Annotated in this window: 9 protein-coding genes; all 9 read left to right on the top strand. The window is 71.7% G+C overall.

From position 1 onward, the window contains the following. Nucleotides 1-17 precede the first annotated feature (17 nt). The 9 genes from CVV72_RS14715 to gntA are packed head-to-tail and all read left to right on the top strand — an operon-like array spanning nt 18 to nt 17,240. Entirely contained in the window at nt 18-8,759 is an 8,742-nt protein-coding gene (locus CVV72_RS14715) for a type I polyketide synthase (protein WP_219152968.1), read from the top strand. 8 nt (nt 8,760-8,767) lie between these two features. Continuing rightward, a complete protein-coding gene (locus CVV72_RS14710) occupies nt 8,768-11,698 on the top strand; it encodes a type I polyketide synthase (protein ID WP_219152967.1) in 2,931 nt (976 codons plus the stop codon). After that, nucleotides 11,695-12,540: a 3-hydroxyacyl-CoA dehydrogenase family protein gene (locus tag CVV72_RS14705; protein WP_219152966.1), complete on the top strand. Its 846-nt coding sequence runs from the start codon at nt 11,695-11,697 to the stop codon at nt 12,538-12,540. Before CVV72_RS14710 ends, CVV72_RS14705 begins: the two co-directional genes overlap by 4 nt. 49 nt (nt 12,541-12,589) lie before the next feature. Continuing rightward, nucleotides 12,590-12,841, top strand: a complete 252-nt coding sequence (locus CVV72_RS14700) for an acyl carrier protein (protein WP_007029786.1) — start codon at nt 12,590-12,592, stop codon at nt 12,839-12,841. Nucleotides 12,842-12,855: 14 nt separating this feature from the next. After that, on the top strand, nt 12,856-13,995 hold the full coding sequence (locus CVV72_RS14695; protein WP_219152965.1) for an acyl-CoA dehydrogenase family protein: 1,140 nt from the start codon (nt 12,856-12,858) through the stop codon (nt 13,993-13,995). Beyond that, nucleotides 13,992-15,041, top strand: coding sequence for an HAD family hydrolase (locus tag CVV72_RS14690; RefSeq protein WP_219152964.1), 1,050 nt, complete (start codon nt 13,992-13,994; stop codon nt 15,039-15,041). Before CVV72_RS14695 ends, CVV72_RS14690 begins: the two co-directional genes overlap by 4 nt. Continuing rightward, complete coding sequence (locus tag CVV72_RS14685) at nt 15,038-15,784, top strand: thioesterase II family protein (protein ID WP_219152963.1); 747 nt, start codon at nt 15,038-15,040, stop codon at nt 15,782-15,784. The genes CVV72_RS14690 and CVV72_RS14685 overlap by 4 nt, the downstream gene beginning before the upstream one ends. Then, nucleotides 15,781-16,539, top strand: coding sequence for a 4'-phosphopantetheinyl transferase superfamily protein (locus CVV72_RS14680; protein ID WP_219152962.1), 759 nt, complete (start codon nt 15,781-15,783; stop codon nt 16,537-16,539). Before CVV72_RS14685 ends, CVV72_RS14680 begins: the two co-directional genes overlap by 4 nt. Next, nucleotides 16,536-17,240, top strand: coding sequence for a guanitoxin biosynthesis heme-dependent pre-guanitoxin N-hydroxylase GntA (gene gntA / locus CVV72_RS14675; RefSeq protein ID WP_219152961.1), 705 nt, complete (start codon nt 16,536-16,538; stop codon nt 17,238-17,240). Before CVV72_RS14680 ends, gntA begins: the two co-directional genes overlap by 4 nt. Nucleotides 17,241-17,398: the final 158 nt, after the last annotated feature.

The raw sequence follows: 17,398 nt of genomic DNA, 5'->3' as shown, positions 1-17,398 counted from the left end.
CACTCAGGAGCCGTGACATGCCTTCGGAAGAGCAGTACGTCGACTACCTCAAGCGGATGGCGGCCGACCTGCGGGAGAGCCGCCGCGAGCTGGCGGACGCGCGGGAGAAGGAGACCGAGCCCATCGCGATCGTCGCGATGAGCTGCCGGTTCCCCGGCGGTGTCCGCACCCCGGAACAGCTGTGGGAGCTGGTCGACGGCGGCGGCGACGCGATCTCGCCGTTCCCGGCCGACCGCGGCTGGGACACCGACGCGATCCACGACCCCGACCCGTCCGTGCCCGGCACCAGCTACGTCCGCGAGGGCGGGTTCCTGCACGACGCCGCGGATTTCGACAACGAGCTGTTCGGCATCTCGCCGCGGGAGGCCGAGGCGACCGACCCGCAGCAGCGGTTGCTGCTGGAGACTGCGTGGGAGGCCGTCGAGCGGGCCGGGATCGACCCGCTTTCGCTCAAGGGCAGCGCCACCGGGGTGTTCGCCGGCGTCGGGTTCACCGATTACGCGTCCCGGCTGACCGCGCTGCCCGAAGAGCACGAGGGCTACCTCGGCATCGGTACTTCCGGCAGCGTCGTGTCCGGTCGCGTCTCCTACGCGCTCGGCCTCGAAGGGCCGTCGGTGTCGATCGACACGGCGTGCTCGTCGTCGCTGGTCGCGGTCCACCTCGCGGCCCGCGCGCTGCGGTCGGGGGAGTGCACCCTGGCGCTGGCCGGTGGCGTCACGGTGATGGCGACGCCGGGCGCGTTCGTCGAGTTCTCACGGCAGCGGGGGCTCGCGCCGGACGGCCGCTGCAAGCCGTTCGCGGCCGCCGCCGACGGCACGAACTGGGCCGAGGGCGCCGGGATGCTGGTGCTGGAGCGGCTTTCCGACGCGCGCCGCAACGGACACCCGGTCCTCGCGCTCGTCCGCGGCAGCGCGGTGAACTCCGACGGCGCCTCCAGCGGCCTGACCGCCCCGAACGGCCCTTCGCAGCAACGCGTGATCCGCGCCGCGCTCGCGAACGCCGGGATCGAAGCGTCCACTGTGGACGTCGTCGAGGCACACGGCACCGGCACCGCGCTGGGTGACCCGATCGAGGCGCAGGCCCTGCTGGCCTCCTACGGTCGCGATCGGGAAACGCCGTTGTGGCTGGGCTCGGTGAAGTCCAACATCGGCCACACCCAGGCCGCCGCCGGTCTCGCCGGGATCGTGAAGCTGGTCGAGGCGATGCGCCACGCCACGCTGCCCGCGACCCTGCACGTCGACGCACCCTCCCCGCACGTGGACTGGTCCGCCGGCTCGGTGGAACTGCTGGACAAGGCCCGGCCGTGGACCGTGACGGACCGGCCGCGCCGCGCCGGGGTGTCGTCGTTCGGGATCAGCGGCACCAACGCGCACGTCATCCTGGAGCAGCCTGCCGAAGAACCCGCCGAGATACGCGAGATCGTGGCGCCGCCGGTGGTTCCGTACGTGCTGTCCGGCGCCTCGCCCACCGCCGTCCGCGCGCAGGCCGCCGCCCTGCTGTCCACTGTGGACGAATCCGGTGCCGAACCGGTCGACGTCGCGCTCTCACTGGCCACCACCCGGGCCGCCATGGAACACCGCGCGGTCGTCACCGGGGCCGACCGCGCCGAACTGGCCGCCGGTCTCCGCGCCCTCGCGGGCGGCGAAGCGGGCACGGTCACCGGCAGCGACACCGCCGGACGGACGGCCGTGCTGTTCACCGGTCAAGGTGCACAGCGGCTCGGCATGGGCCGCCGTCTGCACGAATGGTTCCCGGTGTTCGCCGAGGCCTTCGACGAGGCTTGCGCACACCTGCCCGGCGTCCGGGACGTCGTTTTCGGTACCGACGCCGCGCGCCTGGACCGCACCGAATTCGCCCAGCCCGCCTTGTTCGCGTTCGAGGTCGCGCTCTTCCGCCTCGTCGCTTCCTGGGGTGTCACTCCCGGCTTCCTCGCCGGGCACTCGGTCGGCGAGATCGTGGCCGCCCACGTCGCCGGGGTGCTCTCGCTGGAGGACGCCGCTCGTCTGGTCGCCGCTCGCGGCCGGCTCATGCAGGCGCTGCCCGAGGGCGGCGCGATGATCGCGCTGGAGGCCACCGAGGACGAGGTCCGCCCGTACCTTTCGGCCGACGTCGCCCTCGCGGCGGTCAACGGCCCGCGCGCGGTCGTCCTGTCCGGAGCCGAGGCGGCCACCACCGCTGTCGCGGAACGCTTCCCCGGCCGCCGCACGACCCGGCTTTCGGTGTCCCACGCCTTCCACTCGGCGCTGATGGAGCCGATGCTCGCCGACTTCACGGAAGTCGCGCGGACCCTGACCTTCCGCGAGCCCGCGATCCCGGTCGTCTCGACCCTGACCGGTGAGATCGCCGACCGGCTCACGGATCCGGCGTACTGGGCCGAACACGTCCGCGGCACCGTCCGGTTCGCCGACGCGGTGGAAACCCTGCACGGCCAAGGCGTCACGACCTTCCTCGAACTCGGCCCGGACGCCGCGCTCACGCCGATGGGCCGTTCGGTCCTGCCGGAAGGCGCCGTCTTCGCCGCCGCTCAGCGCAAGGACCGCGACCAGGCCGCCACGCTCGTCACCGCGCTGGGGCTGATCCACGCCCACGGCGCCCGCGTCGACTGGGCCGCCTATCTCGGCGGCAGCGGTGCGCGGATCGTCACCCTGCCGACCTACCCGTTCCAGCGCAAGCGTTTCTGGCTGGAAGACCCGGGTGCGGGCACGGTCTCAGCCGAAGACGGCCGGTTCTGGTCGGTCGTCGAATCCGGCGACGTCGGCGAGTTCGCCGCCGAGCTGAAGCTGTCCGACGTCGAAGCGCCGCTCGGCACGGTCCTGCCCGCGCTGTCGCGTTACCGCCGCGCCCAATCACTGTCGGCCGAAGCGGCTTCGCTGGCCTACCACGTGCGCTGGCAGCCCTTCACCCCCGCGACGACCACGGCCACCGGCCGCTGGCTGCTCGTCACCCCGGCCCAGGAACACCCGTGGATCGAGCCCGCCGCGGAGGCCCTGTCCGGTGCCGAGGTACGGCGGCTCGTCGTCGAGCAGTCCGACCGGGTGGAACTGCCCGACGAGACCTTCGACGGCATCCTGTCCCTGCTCGCCCTCGACGAGACCGAGACCGACGGGCTCTCGTTCGGCGCCGAAGCCACGATGACCCTGGTGCGGGAGCTGGCCGCCCGCGATTTACAAGGTCCACTGTGGACGCTCACCCGCGGCGCGGTCTCGACCGGCGCCCACGACGTGCCGGATTCGCCGGCCCAGGCCCAGCTGTGGGGCTTCGGCCGGGCGGCCGCGCTGGAGAACCCGCAGGCGTGGGGCGGTCTCGTCGACGTCCCGGCCGAGCCGGGGGAGCGGATCGTTTCCCTCCTGCGCGGCGTCCTCACCGGTCCTCGCGGTGAGGATCAGGTCGCCGTCCGGGCCACCGGCGCGTTCGGCAGGCGGCTCGCCCACGCCGATCTCGCGGAGCCCAAGCGGTCCTGGCAGCCACGCGGCACCGTGCTCGTCACCGGCGGGACCGGCGGACTCGGCGGGATCGTCACCCGGTGGCTGGTCGAGCACGGCGCCGAACACGTCGTCCTCGTTTCCCGCCAAGGAGAAGACGCTCCCGGCGCGGCCGGACTGGCCGGGGAGCGCGTCACCATCGTCGCCTGCGACGTCGCCGACCGCGACGCCCTCGCCGCCGTCATCGAGCCCATTCGTGACGACCTCCGCGCGGTCTTCCACCTCGCCGGCGTGCTCGAACTCGGCCTCATCGAGTCGATGGACCGCACGCGCTACGCCGACGTCCTTCGCCCGAAGGTCGCCGGGACCCGCAACCTCGAAGAGCTGACCGAGGGACTCGACCTCGACGCCTTCGTCCTGTTCTCCTCGATCGCCGCCTCGATCGGCAACGCGGTCCAAAGTGCTTACGGCGCCGCGAACGCGCACCTCGAAGCGGTCGCGCAACGCCGACGGGCGAACGGGCTCCCCGCGACGTCGATCGCGTGGGGCCGCTGGGGCGAGGTCGGCATGGGCGTCGGCGCGGATCTCGACGAACTGCTCAGCGGTCTCGGCGTTCCGGCCATGGCGCCGGAGACCGGCCTGGTCGCGCTCGGACAGGCACTCGACCGGGACGAGACCGCGCTGACCGTCGCCGAACTGACCTGGGAGAAGTTCGCGCCGCCGTTCGCCGCGCTGCGGCCGAGCCCGCTGCTGGCCGATCTGCCCGAGGTCGTCGCCATCGCCGAGGCCGAAGCCGCCCGCGCCGAAGAAGGCGCCGAAGCCGCCGACGCGTGGCGAGCCCGGCTCGCCGGGCTGCCCGAGGCCGAACGCGAACGCGTCCTCACCGAACTGGTCCTGACCCACACCGCCGCCGTCCTCGGGCACACCGACGGTGTCCCGGCGGGGCAGCAGTTCACGAAACTGGGCATCGATTCGCTCACCGCCATCGAGTTGCGCGGCCGGATCAACACCGAGACCGGGCTGGCGCTACCGCCGACGATGGTGTTCGACCACGCGACCCCGGCCGCGCTCGCCGCGCATCTGCTGGCCGCGCTCGCCCCCGCGGCCCAGGAGACGCGGACCGTCGTCACCGGACCGGCCGCCGCGGGCCAGGACGTCGCCGTCGTCGGCCTGTCCTGCCGCTTCGCCGGTGGCAGCGACACCCCGGAGAAGTTCTGGGAGAACCTGGTCCAGGGCAAGGACCTGATCCGCGAGGTGCCGCCGGACCGCTGGACCGCCGCCGACTACTACGACCCCGACCGCACCGCGCCGGGCAAGGCGTACACGCAGCAGGGCGCGTTCGTCGACGACATCGCGGGCTGGGACGCGGCGTTCTTCGGCCTGTCGCCGCAGGAAGCGCGACGGCTCGACCCGACCTTCCGCCTGCTCATGGAACTGGTGTGGGAAGGCATCGAAGACGCCGGGCTCACCGCCGACGAACTGCGCGGCAGCCGCACCGGCGTGTTCGCCGGGCTGATCGACACCATGCAGTACAGCATGCGGCAGCTCGAAGCCGACGGCATGGACGCGGCCGACGACCCCTACTTCGGGCTCGGCAGCTCGCTTTCCGCCGCCGCCGGCCGGATCGCGCATCTGCTCGACCTGCGCGGGCCCTGCCTGACCGTCGACACCGCGTGCTCGTCGGCGCTGAGCGCGGCGCACCTGGCCGTGCAGAGCCTCCGCCGCGGCGAATGCGACATCGCGATCGTCGGTGCGGCCTCGGCGATGATCAACCCGGACGTGTTCATCCAGTCCTGCAAGATGAGCATGCTGGCCGCCGACGGCCGCACCAAGACCTTCGACGAGCTCGCCGACGGCTACGTCATCGGCGAGGGCGGCGGAGTCGTGGTGCTCCGCCGGGCGGGCGAGGCCGGCCAGGGCAGGCGGACCCGTGCGGTCATCCGCGGCACCGCGACCAACCAGGACGGCCGCAGCAACGGGCTCACCGCGCCCAACCGCGCGGCGCAGAACGCGGTGATCCGAGCGGCGCTCGCCGACGCCGGGGTCACCCCCGACGAGGTCGGGTACGTCGAGGCGCACGGCTCCGGCACGCAACTCGGCGACGCGATCGAGTTCACCGCGCTCGGCGAGATCTTCGGCGAACGGAACGCGCCCGAGCCGCTCTACGTCGGCGCCGTCAAGACGAACGTCGGCCATACGCTCGCAGCGTCGGGGATGGCCGGGCTGATCAAGACCGTGCTGTCGCTGGAACACGGCACCCTGCCGGGCAACCTGCATCTGGACACGCCGAACTCGGTCGTCACCGTGGACGGCCCGGTCCGCCCGGTCCCCGAGGCGCGTCCCTTCCCGGCCAACGCCGACGGGGTGCTGCGCGCGGGCGTCAGCTCGTTCGGCTGGTCCGGTTCCAACGTCCACTTCGTCCTCGACCAGGCGGCGCCCGCTCCGATGCCCGCGCCGGGCCCGGAATGGCAGCTGCTCACGATGTCCGGGCAGAGCGAAGCCGGGCTGCGCGCGAACGCCGAAGCCTTGGCCGACCACCTGACCGAAGACCTCGAACTCGCCGACGTCGCCTTCACCACCCAAGCCGGGCGCAGCGCGCTCTCGGTGCGCAAGGCGGTGCTGGTGCGCGATCACGCCGACGCGGTCACGGCGCTGCGCGCGGTCACCGGCGGCTCGGCCGTCACCGACAAGCGGCGCTTCGGGCTCCTCCTGCCCGGCACCCGCCGCGGCCGGCAGGGCACCACCGACGAGCTGTACCGCACGGAACTCGCTTTCCGTGCCGCGATCGACGAATGCGCCGCCCTGCTGGACGGCCGGGCCGACCTCCTCGGCGCGCTCTACGGCACGGCCGAGGCCGACGAACGAGCCGTGGTCTTCGCCGTCGAGTACGCGTTCTGCCGCCTGCTGACCGCATGGGGTCTCGAACCGGCCGTGGTGCTCGGACGCGGGACCGGCGAATGTGTCGCCGCCGTCGCGGGCGGGTTGTTCGGCCTCGCCGAAGGCCTCGAACTCGCGCTCGGCGGACCGGTGCCGCGGACGGGAACGCCCACGGTGCCGGTGATCTCGCCCCGCACCGGCACGGTGCTCACCGCCGCCGAGGCCGCGGACCCGGCGCACTGGCGGATCTCCGACGACCGCTTCGAAGACGGCCTGCTGGCCATGGCGAAGTACGCCGGAGTCCTCGTCGAGGCGGGTCTCGGCGACGACGGCGCCGAGGCGGCCGGGCGCTACCTGCCGCAGACACCGGTGGTCTCGCTGCTGCCGGAGCCCGTGGCCGGTGCCGGACGGCGTGCCTGGCTGACCGCGCTCGGCGCGCTGTGGGAGCACGGCGTCGAGATCGGCTGGGCGGACGGCGCCGGACCGGACCGCCGGTTCGTCACGCTGCCCGGGTACCGCTTCCAGCGCACCCGTTACTGGCCGGAGGTCGCCTCGCGCGGCTCGGGCTGGTCGCTGAACCAGATGTCCGCCGCCGAACCGGAGACACCGGTCCGCGCCGGGCTGGCCGCGCACACCCCGACGTGGCACCGGGACACCACCCGCCGTGCCCCCGCGACGCCGGGCGACCTGGTCCTGTTCGCCGAACCGGGCAAGTTCGCCGATGATTTCGCGGCCGCCGCGGAAGCCGCCGGGCACCGCGTCACGGTCGCCTCCGGGATGGATCGCCAGGTGCTCGCCGGGGACGGCCCGCTGCGGATCGTGCACGCCCACGGGCTCACCACCAGTGACCTCGAATCCGGCTTCTACAGTCTCCTGGAGCTCGGCAAGGCCATCGGCGCCGAATGCGCCGGGCGCCGTGTCGATCTGCTCACGTTGGGACGCAACGGTTTCGACGTCCTCGGTGGCGACGCCACCGACGCCTTCGCCCCGACCATCGCCGCCACTGCCGACGCCATCGCCGCTGAGTACCCGCTGGTCCACGCCCAGTACGCGGACTTCGACCGCACCGGGGACAAGGCCGCCCAGGCACTCCACGAGCTCGACCTCCTGGCGGCGTCCACAGTGTCCAAATCGGACACAGTCGACGGCGTCGCGGTCGCCGCCTGGCGCGGCGGACGCCGCTGGCTGCGCGGTTTCGACGTCGTAGAGCTTCCCGAGGTCGACGACTCGCAGGCCTGGAAGCCCGGCGGGACCTACCTGATCACCGGCGGGCTCGGCGTCCTCGGCCTCGCGCTGGCCCGGCGGCTCGCGCCACTGGGCGTGAACCTCGCGCTGGCCGGCCGGTCCGAGCTGCCGCCGGAGGAGACCTGGGACGACTGGATCCGAGACCACGGAGTCGACGACCGTACGAGCGAAGTGCTGCTGGCGATCCGGGATCTGCGCGCCCTCGGCGCCGACGTCCTGACCCTGCGCGCCGACGTCAGCGCCCCCGGCGAGGCCGCCGCGCTGCTGGCGGAGGTCCGCGGCTACTTCGGCTACCTCGACGGCGTGGTGCACGCGGCCGGGATCGCCGGTGGTGGCCTGCTGCAGAACAAGACCCGCGACCAGGCGGCCGCGGTGCTGGCGCCGAAGGTCGACGGCACCCTCGCCCTGACCGAGGCGCTGCGCGTCGAACCGGTCGACCTGCTGGTCCTGTACTCCTCGACGGTGACGCTCACCGTCGGCGTCGGCGAGATCGACTACTCCGCGGCCAACGCCTTCCTCGACGGGGTCGCCTCGGCCGCGGCGGGCGGGCGCGGTCCCGCGAAGCAGGTCGTCTCGGTCGCTTGGGGCCCCTGGCAGCTGGACGCCTGGACGGCGTCGGGACTCTCGGGCTCCGCCGAAGCGCAGGAGGGCTCCCGCAAGTTCCGCGAGGAGTTCGGGATCGGCGCCGAAGAAGGCACCGAACTGCTCTCGCGGATCATCGTCTCCGGCGAACCGCTGGTGACCGTGCTGCCGCTCCCGCTGGCCGACGTGCTGGCCGCGCTCGCCCGGATGGGTTCGGTCGACGCGCTGGTCGGCGCCGATGCCGCGATCCCGACCGGCGAGCGGTACCCGCGGCCCGATCTGCGCACCGCGTACGTCGCCCCGCGCACCCCGGCCGAAGAGCGTGTCGCCGCCGCTTGGTGCGACTGCCTCGGCCTGGAGCAGGTCGGCGTGCACGACCCGTTCTTCGACCTCGGCGGTACTTCGCTGATCGGCCTGGTGCTGATCGGCCGTGTCGCCAAGGAGTTCGGCGTCGAACTGGCCCCGGCGAGCCTGTTCGAGAAACCGACCATCGCCGAGTTCGTCACGCTCCTCGGCGAACCCGGCGCGCCGCAGGTGGCCGCCGAGCCCGCCGAAGACGTCTCCGCGCGCGGTGAACGCCGCCGCGCCCGCACCGCGAAGCTCCGCAAGCGCCCGAGCCGGACCGGAAGGTGAACCACCCCATGACCACGCGAGAACGGGACACCGGCGACGACATCGCGATCGTCGGCATGGCCGGGAACTTCCCCGGCGCGCCCGACATCGGCAAGTTCTGGGCCGATCTGTGCGCCGGCCGCGACGGCATCACCCGGATGACCCGCGCCGAACTGCTGGCCGCGGGAGTGCCCGCCGAAGTGGCCGACGATCCCGCCTTCGTCCCGGCGGCCGGGTTGCTGCCCGGTATCGACCGCTTCGACGCCGACTTCTTCGGCTACAGCCGCGCCGACGCCGAACTCCTCGACCCGCAGCACCGGCTGTTCCTCGAGTGCGCGTGGCACGCGCTGGAGGACGCGGGCGTCGACCCGGACCGGATCGAAGGGCTCGCCGGGGTGTTCGCCGGCGGCGCCCCGAGCACGTACTTGCTGTCGAACCTGCTGTCCAACGACGTCACCGCGCTGACCGTCGGCCCGGACCAGCTGATCCTGCAGAACGAGAAGGATCTGCTCGCGTCCCGGCTGTCGTACGCGCTCGACCTGACCGGCCCGTCGGTCAGCGTGCAGAGCTGCAGTTCGACCGCGCTCGCCGCTGTCGCGCAGGGCTGCTCCAGCCTGCTCACCGGAGAGTCCGACCTGGTCGTTTCCGGTTCGGTTTCCGTTGTAGTGCCTCAGGAACCGGGTTACCTCTACCGCGAGGGCAGCCGGTTCGCGCCCGACGGGATCAACCGGATCCTCGACGCGGGCGCCAACGGCAAGGTTCCCGGCAACGGTCTCGGCGTCGTCGTGCTGCGGCGGCTGGAGGACGCGCTGGCCGACGGCGACCGCGTCTACGCGGTGATCCGGGGCTGGGCCATCCACCACGAGGGCAACCGCGCGCGGCAGGGGTTCAACCTGCCGGGCGTGCCCGGCCAGGCCGCCGTCGTCGCCGAGGCGATGGCCGCCGCCGATGTCGAGCCGGACGAGATCGACCATATCGAAGTGTCCACTTTGGGCACGCCGTTCGGTGACGTCGCCGAGATCTCCGCGCTGCAGAAGATCTTCGACGTCGACGGCGTCGAGCGGGTCACGCTCGGCTCGATCGACGCGAACCTCGGGCACATCAACCAGGCGGGCGGTGTCGCCCGGCTGATCAAGGCCGCGCTGGCGCTGCACCACGAGAAGCTGCCGCCCGCCGTCAACTTCGAGAAGCCCAACCCGCAGCTCGCCCACAGCGGTGACAAACTCGTCGTGCAGACCGGACTGGGGGACTGGCCACGCGGCGAGCGGCCCCGGCTGGCCGGGGTCAGCGCGTACGGCTTCGGCGGAACCGACGCCCACGTCGTCCTGGAGGAAGCGCCGGAGTACCGCCCGGAGCGTCCGTCCGCCCGTCCGCATCAGCTGCTCGTGTGGTCCGCGCGGACCTCCGAGGCGGCGGACGCGATGACCGGCAGGCTCGCCGCGGACAGTCCTGAGTGGACAGACCTGGCGGACGTCGCTTACACGTTGCACAACGGGCGCAAAGCGTTCGAGCACCGGCGGATGACGGTCGTGTCCTCCGAGAACGACATCGCCGACGCGTTCGCGACCGTGACGGCCGAAGCGGACTCGAAACCGCGGAAAGCCGGCTTCCTGCTCGCCGGGGTCGGCGAACAGTACCGAGGCATGGCAGGCGGGCTCTACGACAGCGAGCCGGAGTTCAAGGCCGCCGTCGACGAATGCGCCGCATTGTTCCGCGAGCATCTCGGCACCGACCCGACGGCGAGCCTGCACGGCTCTCGCGGTTCCGGCGGCGGTGATCTGGCCCGCCTGCTGGGCCGCGCGACCGACACCGAGGACGCGGCTCCGTCGGTCACCCAGCCCGCCGTGTTCACCCTCGGCTACGCCCTCGGGCGTCTGCTGCGCGCGTGGGGAGTCCAGCCGTCCGTGCTCGCCGGGTACAGCGTCGGCGAGTTCGCCGCCGCCACCCTCGCGGGCGCCCTGACGCTGGAAGAGGCCACGGCGCTGGTCGCCACCCGGGCGAAGCTGATCGAGAAACTGCCGGAAGGCGCGATGGCCGCGGTCCCGCTGGGAGCCGCCGAACTCACCGCGCTGGTGGGCGACGTGACCGCGTTCGGCGTCGACGTCGCCGCGGTGAACGGGCCGCGGATGATCGTCGTGTCCGGCGCGGGCGACGGCGTCGAAAAGCTGGCCGCCGATCTCGCCGGACACGGCATCCCAGCCAGGCCGCTGCGCACCACGCATGCCTTCCATTCGCGGGCCTTGCGCCCGGCCGCGGCGGAACTGACCGCGTGGGCGCGGAAGAACCTCACGCCGCGTGAGCCGGAAGTGCCCTACCTGTCGAACGTCACCGGCGCGCCGATCACGCTCAAGCAACTGAAGGATCCCGGCTACTGGGCCGAGCACATGTGCCGCCCCGTCCGGTTCGCCGCGATGATCGAGCATCTTGCCAGTGTTTCCCCGGATACCGTGTTGCTGGAACTGGGAGCCGGGCAGTCGCTCGGCTCGATGTTCCGCGGTCATCCCGATTTCCCGCAGACCTCGTGGCCGCTGCTGGTTCCGACCCTGCCCGGCGAGGCCGACCCCCGCCAGGACACGGCCGTGCTCACCGAAGCGCTCGGCCGCGCCTGGCTTTCCGGGGCGGACATCGACTGGCGGGCCTATCACGACGGCCGCGACCCGCGGAAGACCACGTTGCCGGGTTATCCGTTCCAGCGCGACCGCTACTGGATCGAGCCGACCCGGGCCGCCGCCGACGTCGCGCTCGGCGCCCGGTCCGCCGAGACCCCGGTCTACCTGATCGAAGGCGAACTGGACGTCACCGCCAGGGACCTGGCCACCCGGCTGGGCGCCGAACTGGGTGCGACCGTCGTGTTCGCCGAAGAGCACCCCGGCGGCCCTGACGCCGTGCGGGCCGCCCACGGCCGGCTCGACGGCGTGCTGGACCTGACCACGAGCAACACAGCCAAGGAGGAACGATGACCCTCGTCGGAGTCGTCGGCGCCGGTGTGATGGGCACCGGGGTCGCGCAGAATCTCGCCACCAGCGGGCACGAGGCCGTGCTCATCGACGTCGACCCGGGCAAATTGGCCGACGCCCGCGACCGGATCGAGCTCGAATGCCGGATGAGCCGCATGCTCGGCGGCCCCGAGATCGACGCGGCCGCCGTCCTCGGCCGGATCACCTTCGGTACCGAGCTGGCGCTGCTCGCCGAAGCCGAAGTGGTGATCGAGAACATCACCGAGAACTGGGACCTCAAATCCCGGCTGTACCCGAAACTCGACGAGGCCTGCAAGGCCGACACCGTGTTCGTCGTCAACACCTCCGCCATCCCGATCACCAAGGTCGCCGCGCTCACGCGGCGCCAGGACAAGGTGATGGGCGTGCACTTCATGAACCCGGTGCCGATGAAGCCGTCGTGCGAGTTCATCCCCGGCTACCACACCAGCGAGTCCACAAAGGACATCGTGCGCGAGCTGCTGCTCTCGATGGGGAAGAAGCCGATCCCGGTCAACGACGCCTCCGGGTTCGTCTCGAACCGCGTGCTGATGCTCACCGTCAACGAGGCGGCTTTCCTGGTGCACGAAGGGGTCGCGGACGCGGAGACGGTCGACGAGGTGTTCCGCGGCTGCTTCGGGCACCCGATGGGCCCGCTGGAGACCGCCGACCTGATCGGCGTCGACACGATCCTCTACAGCGTCGAGGTGCTCTACGACGAGTTCAACGACAGCAAGTACCGGCCGTGCCCGCTGCTCAAGCAGATGACCGCGGCCGGGCTGCACGGACGCAAGAGCGGCAAGGGTTTCTACAACTACAGCGGCTGAGCCCATCGGCCGCCGCACTCCATCTTCTTACTCACGAAAGGCATCCACCATGTCGCAGGACGTCCGCGGCGAGATCCGCGGCTTCATCGGCGCGAAGTTCCCCAGCCTGTCGTTCACCGACGAGCAGGACATCTTCGCGCTGGGCTTCGTGAACTCCCTGTTCGCGATGGAGCTGGTCATGTTCATCGAGAAGGCGTTCGCCACGCGGATCCCCAACGAGGAACTGAAGCTGGACAATTTCCGCACCGTCACGCGGATGACCGAGCTGGTCGAGCGGCGCACCGCCGCGGCCGCGCACTGAACGGGGAGAACGACGTGAGGGCGAGGACACGGCCCGAAACGCCCGGGGTCGAGGTGGTCGGGCGGTTCGTCGACGAGGAGGTCGGCCCGCACGCGGACGCGTGGGACCGGGCCGAGCGCATCCCGCCGGAGGTGCTGCGGCGGGTGGGGGAGCTGGGACTGTGGGCCCCGTTCCTCCCCGTCGAAGCCGGCGGCGCCGGGCTGGACATGGTCACCCTCGGGCGGCTGCACGAAGAAACGGGCCGCGGCTGTTCTTCGCTGCGGAGCCTGCTCACCGTGCACACGATGGTGACCGCGACGGTGCACCGCTGGGGTGACGACGAACAGCGCGAGCGCTGGCTGCCCGCGCTGTCCGACGGCGCGACGCTGGGCGCGTTCTGCCTGACCGAACCGGATTTCAGCGGCAGCGACTCGACGGCCGCGGGCACCGTGGCCGTCGCCGAGAACGGCGTCTGGACACTGCGGGGGCGCAAGACCTGGATCACCGGCGGCCAGGTCGCCGGGCTGCTGCTGGTGTTCGCCGGCACGGCCACCGGGATGAGCGCGTTCCTGGTGCCCGCGGATCATCCGGGGGTCCGGGTGACGCCGGTCCGGCACATGCTCGGCACCACGGCGAGCATGCTGGCGACCATCGAGTTCGACGACGTCCGGCTCGACCCGTCCGCACTGGTCGGCCCGCCGGGCTGGGCCGCGGGCACGGTGATGACCGGCGCGCTCGACCTCGGGCGCTACAGCGTGGCGTGCGGTTCGGTCGGGATCGTACGGGCGGCGCTCTCGGCGTCGGCCGCCTACACCTCGGCGCGTTCGGCGGGCGGCGGGCTGCTGCGCGATCTGCCGCAGATCCGCGCCAAGATCAGCGAGATGGTCACCGCGCGCGACGCCGCGCGCCTGCTGTGCGAGAAGGCCGGACGGCTCAAGGACGCGGGCGATCCGGCGACCATCATGGCGACCTGGGTGGCCAAGTACTTCGCGTCCACGGCCGCGGCGAAGGCGGCTTCGGACGCGGTCCAGATCCACGGCGCGAACGGCTGCGGCCCGGACTATCCGGTGGCACGGCTGTACCGCGACGCGAAAGTCATGGAAATCATCGAGGGCAGCACCCAGATCCAGGAGCTGACCATCGCGGACGAGGCGTACCGGGAGGTGCCGGGATGACCGGGGTACTGGAGAAACCGAAGCGCGGCCGCATCAAATGTGTCGTGTGGGATCTGGACAACACGCTGTGGGACGGCACCCTGCTGGAGGACGGCGAGGTCACCGTACGGCCGGAGGTGGTCGCGGAGATCAAGCGGCTCGACGAGCTGGGCGTCCTGCATTCGGTGGCCAGCCGCAACGACCACGAAGCGGCGATGGCGCGGCTGAAGGCGGCCGGGCTCGACGAGTACTTCCTGTACCCGCAGATCAGCTGGAACCCCAAATCCGGTTCCGTGGAACGGATCGCGAAGGCGCTCAACATCGGTCTCGACGCGATCGCGTTCGTCGACGACCAGCCGTTCGAGCTGGCCGAGGTCGCGCACGCGCTGCCTTCGGTCAAGACCGTCGACGTGGCGAAGCTGGGGGAGGCACTGGCGTCGGAGGAGTTCCGGCCGAAGTTCGTCACCGACGAGTCGCGGGTGCGCCGCGAGCTCTACCGCGCGGCCGCCGTGCGGGAGCAGGTCGAACAGGACCACGAGGGCACCAGCGAGGAGTTCCTGTCCACTTTGGACATGAAGTTCACGATCGCCCGTGCCCAGCGGGAGGATCTGCAGCGGGCCGAGGAACTGACCGTCCGCACCAACCAGCTCAACTCGACCGGCCGGACCTACTCCTACGACGAGCTGGACGAGCTGCGCACCTCGCCCGACCACGTGCTGCTCGTCGCGTCCCTTTCCGACAAGTACGGCGGCTACGGCAAGATCGGCCTGGCGCTGGCCGAACGCGGCGCGCCCGCCTGGCATCTGCGGATGATGCTGATGTCGTGCCGCGTGATGTCGCGCGGGGTCGGCACGGTCCTGCTCAACCACATCATGGGGCTGGCCAAGGAGGACGGCGCGAAACTGCGCGCGGACTTCGTCGAGACCGGCCGCAACCGGGTCATGTACGTGACCTACGCGTTCGCGGGCTTCACCGAGATCTCGCGGGACGGCGACCGGCTCGTCCTGGAATCCGACCTGAGCACGATCCAGCCACCGCCGCCCTATCTGACGATGGAGCTGCGATGACCGCTCCGAGCACGGCACGTCCCTGGCTGCCCGGCGGGCTCCCGCCGGGCGGGGTGACCAGGCTGTTCTGTTTCCCGCACGCCGGAGCGAGCGCGGCGGTCTACCGGGACTGGGTCCTTGCGGCGGGCGACGAGCTGGTCGTCCTGCCGGTCCAGCTGCCCGGCCGCGCCGAACGCGGTCGCGAGACGCCGCACGAAGACGTCGAAAGCCTTGTCGAGGCGGCGATCGAGGGCCTCGGGGACGCGCTGACCGGTGACTTCGCGTTCTTCGGGCACAGTGTCGGCGCCCTGACCGCGTACCTGCTCACCCGCAGGCTCGCCGAGCGCGGGGCCACGCTCCCGAAGCACCTGTTCGTATCCGGGCGGGCGGCCCCGCAGCTGCCCGACACCCGGCTCCAGCTGCGGGCGCTGCCCGACGAGCGGCTCGCCGCCGAACTGCACGCGCTCGGCGGCCTGCCGGACGTCCTGCGCCGCGAGCGCGAGCTGCTGGCGATGTTCCTGCCGCTGATGCGGGCCGATCTGGCGGTCAACGAGACCTACCGGCATGTCCCGGGGGAGCCGTTGCCGGTGCCGCTGACCGTGTTCGGCGGCGACCGCGACCCGCGGGCCGACCTGGACGAACTGGCGGCGTGGCTCGAACTCGCCACCGATTCGACGATGGTGACCTACCCGGGCGGGCACTTCTACCTCGAACAGCACAGGCCGGCGCTGCTGGACGTGATCCACCGGAAGCTGCGCCGATGACCACGCAGTGGTTCCCGGCGTGGAAACAGCCTTCGGGCGCGCTGGGCGAACGGCTCCGCCCCGGCCGGGACGTGCACGTGTGGCGGATCGCCCTCACGCGGGTGCTCGGCCCGGGCTCGTCCGAGGCCTACGGCCTGCTCGGCGCGCTCTCCGAAGACGAGTTGCGCCGGGCCGCCGCGATCACGGTGGACGAGGAACGGGCCCGTTTCCTGGCCGCGCATGTCGCGCTGCGCGACATTCTCGCGTCGTACACGGGCACCCCGCCGTCCGAGCTGCGGTTCACCCGCGACGGCGACCGCCCGGCACTGGCCGGCGCGACGGGGATCGAGTTCAGCCTGTCCCGGTCCGGCACGCTGGCGCTGGTCGCGGTCGCGGCCGGGGTCCGGGTCGGCGTGGACGTCGAGGAGGTCCGGGAGGTCGACCACGACGGCCTTGCCGCGCGGACCCTGCGTCCGGAAGAGGCCGCCACCGTCGGCGAGCCGCTGACCTTCTTCCGGTACTGGACCTGCAAGGAGGCCTACCTCAAGGTCGACGGCACCGGACTGGCCGGACTGCCGGGGCCCTCCTTCACCCTCACCGGCGGCGACGTCGCCCTCGACGACCGTCCTGAGTGGACGATCACGGAACTGGACGCCGGCGCCGGCAACGCGGCCGCGCTGGCCGTCCCGGCGCGCCCGGTCACCGTGCGCGCCTTCGACTGGCTTCCCGGCAGGCGGCGAGCGGCCGGGGAGCACCGGAAAGGCGGAGTGAAATGAGCGACCCGAAAGCGGAGCTCGAAGCGTTCATCCAGACCACGGAGTTCAGCTGTCTCGGCGCTCGCGCGGCGTTGAAGAAGGGCTCGATCGTCCACGGCCACTACCCGGCGCTGGGCGATCCCGAGTCGGCGCGTGCCCACTACCGCGACATGCTCGGCTATGCCCGTGACATCCGGCCCACGTTGTCGGACAAGAGTTTCCGCACGTTCGTGTCCACCTTCGAGGAGCCCGGCGGGGTTTTGGACGAAGAGGAGTACGAACGCCTGCTGTGGCGCCATCTCCAGCTCATCCACGACATCGACAGCCGCACCTACGGCCTCGACGAAGGCGCCACGTCGGATCCCGACGAACCGAACTTCGGTTTCCACGTCGCCGGGCACTCGTTCTTCGTCGTCGGCATGCACCCGGGTTCGTCCCGGGCGAGCCGCCGGTTCTCCCGGCCGGCGATCGCGTTCAACTCGCTGATGCAGTTCATGTTGCTGGGCGACAAGTTCTTCACGATGCAGGACGCGATCCGCAAACGCGAGACGACCAACAACGGTTCGGTCAACCCGAGCTTCACCACCTACGAGTACCAGATGCCGTCCCGGCACTTCTCCGGGCGGATGACCGAAGAGGACTGGAAGTGCCCGTTCACCTCGCGGCACGAGCCTTCTTCGGTCAAGTACACCTCGGACGTCATGCAGCGCCCCACCGGCTGATCCCGTCACGGCAGCGCCCCCGGCCGCTTCGGCGGCCGGGGGCTTTCGTCTTGCGCGTCCCGTAACTCACGTGATCAGAGACGTAACTCGCGTGTTCAGAGGCGTAACTCGCGTGTTCAGAGGCGTAACTCGCGTGATCACGCGAGTTACGCCTCCAA

The organism is Amycolatopsis sp. TNS106 (assembly GCF_019330265.1).
In the GTDB taxonomy this organism is placed as follows: Bacteria; Actinomycetota; Actinomycetes; order Mycobacteriales; family Pseudonocardiaceae; genus Amycolatopsis; species Amycolatopsis lurida.
Note: the sequence above shows the minus strand (reverse complement) of the source record. Positions and strands in the feature narration are given on the sequence as shown.

What these genes read in the sequence shown, in the direction of transcription:
- CVV72_RS14705 (WP_219152966.1), top strand. Translation starts at nt 11,695, where the DNA reads ATGACCCTCGTCGGAGTCGTCGGCGCCGGTGTGATGGGCACCGGGGTC.
- CVV72_RS14700 (WP_007029786.1), top strand. Translation starts at nt 12,590, where the DNA reads ATGTCGCAGGACGTCCGCGGCGAGATCCGCGGCTTCATCGGCGCGAAG.
- CVV72_RS14690 (WP_219152964.1), top strand. Translation starts at nt 13,992, where the DNA reads ATGACCGGGGTACTGGAGAAACCGAAGCGCGGCCGCATCAAATGTGTC.
- CVV72_RS14685 (WP_219152963.1), top strand. Translation starts at nt 15,038, where the DNA reads ATGACCGCTCCGAGCACGGCACGTCCCTGGCTGCCCGGCGGGCTCCCG.
- CVV72_RS14715 (WP_219152968.1), top strand. Translation starts at nt 18, where the DNA reads ATGCCTTCGGAAGAGCAGTACGTCGACTACCTCAAGCGGATGGCGGCC.
- CVV72_RS14680 (WP_219152962.1), top strand. Translation starts at nt 15,781, where the DNA reads ATGACCACGCAGTGGTTCCCGGCGTGGAAACAGCCTTCGGGCGCGCTG.
- CVV72_RS14710 (WP_219152967.1), top strand. Translation starts at nt 8,768, where the DNA reads ATGACCACGCGAGAACGGGACACCGGCGACGACATCGCGATCGTCGGC.
- gntA (WP_219152961.1), top strand. Translation starts at nt 16,536, where the DNA reads ATGAGCGACCCGAAAGCGGAGCTCGAAGCGTTCATCCAGACCACGGAG.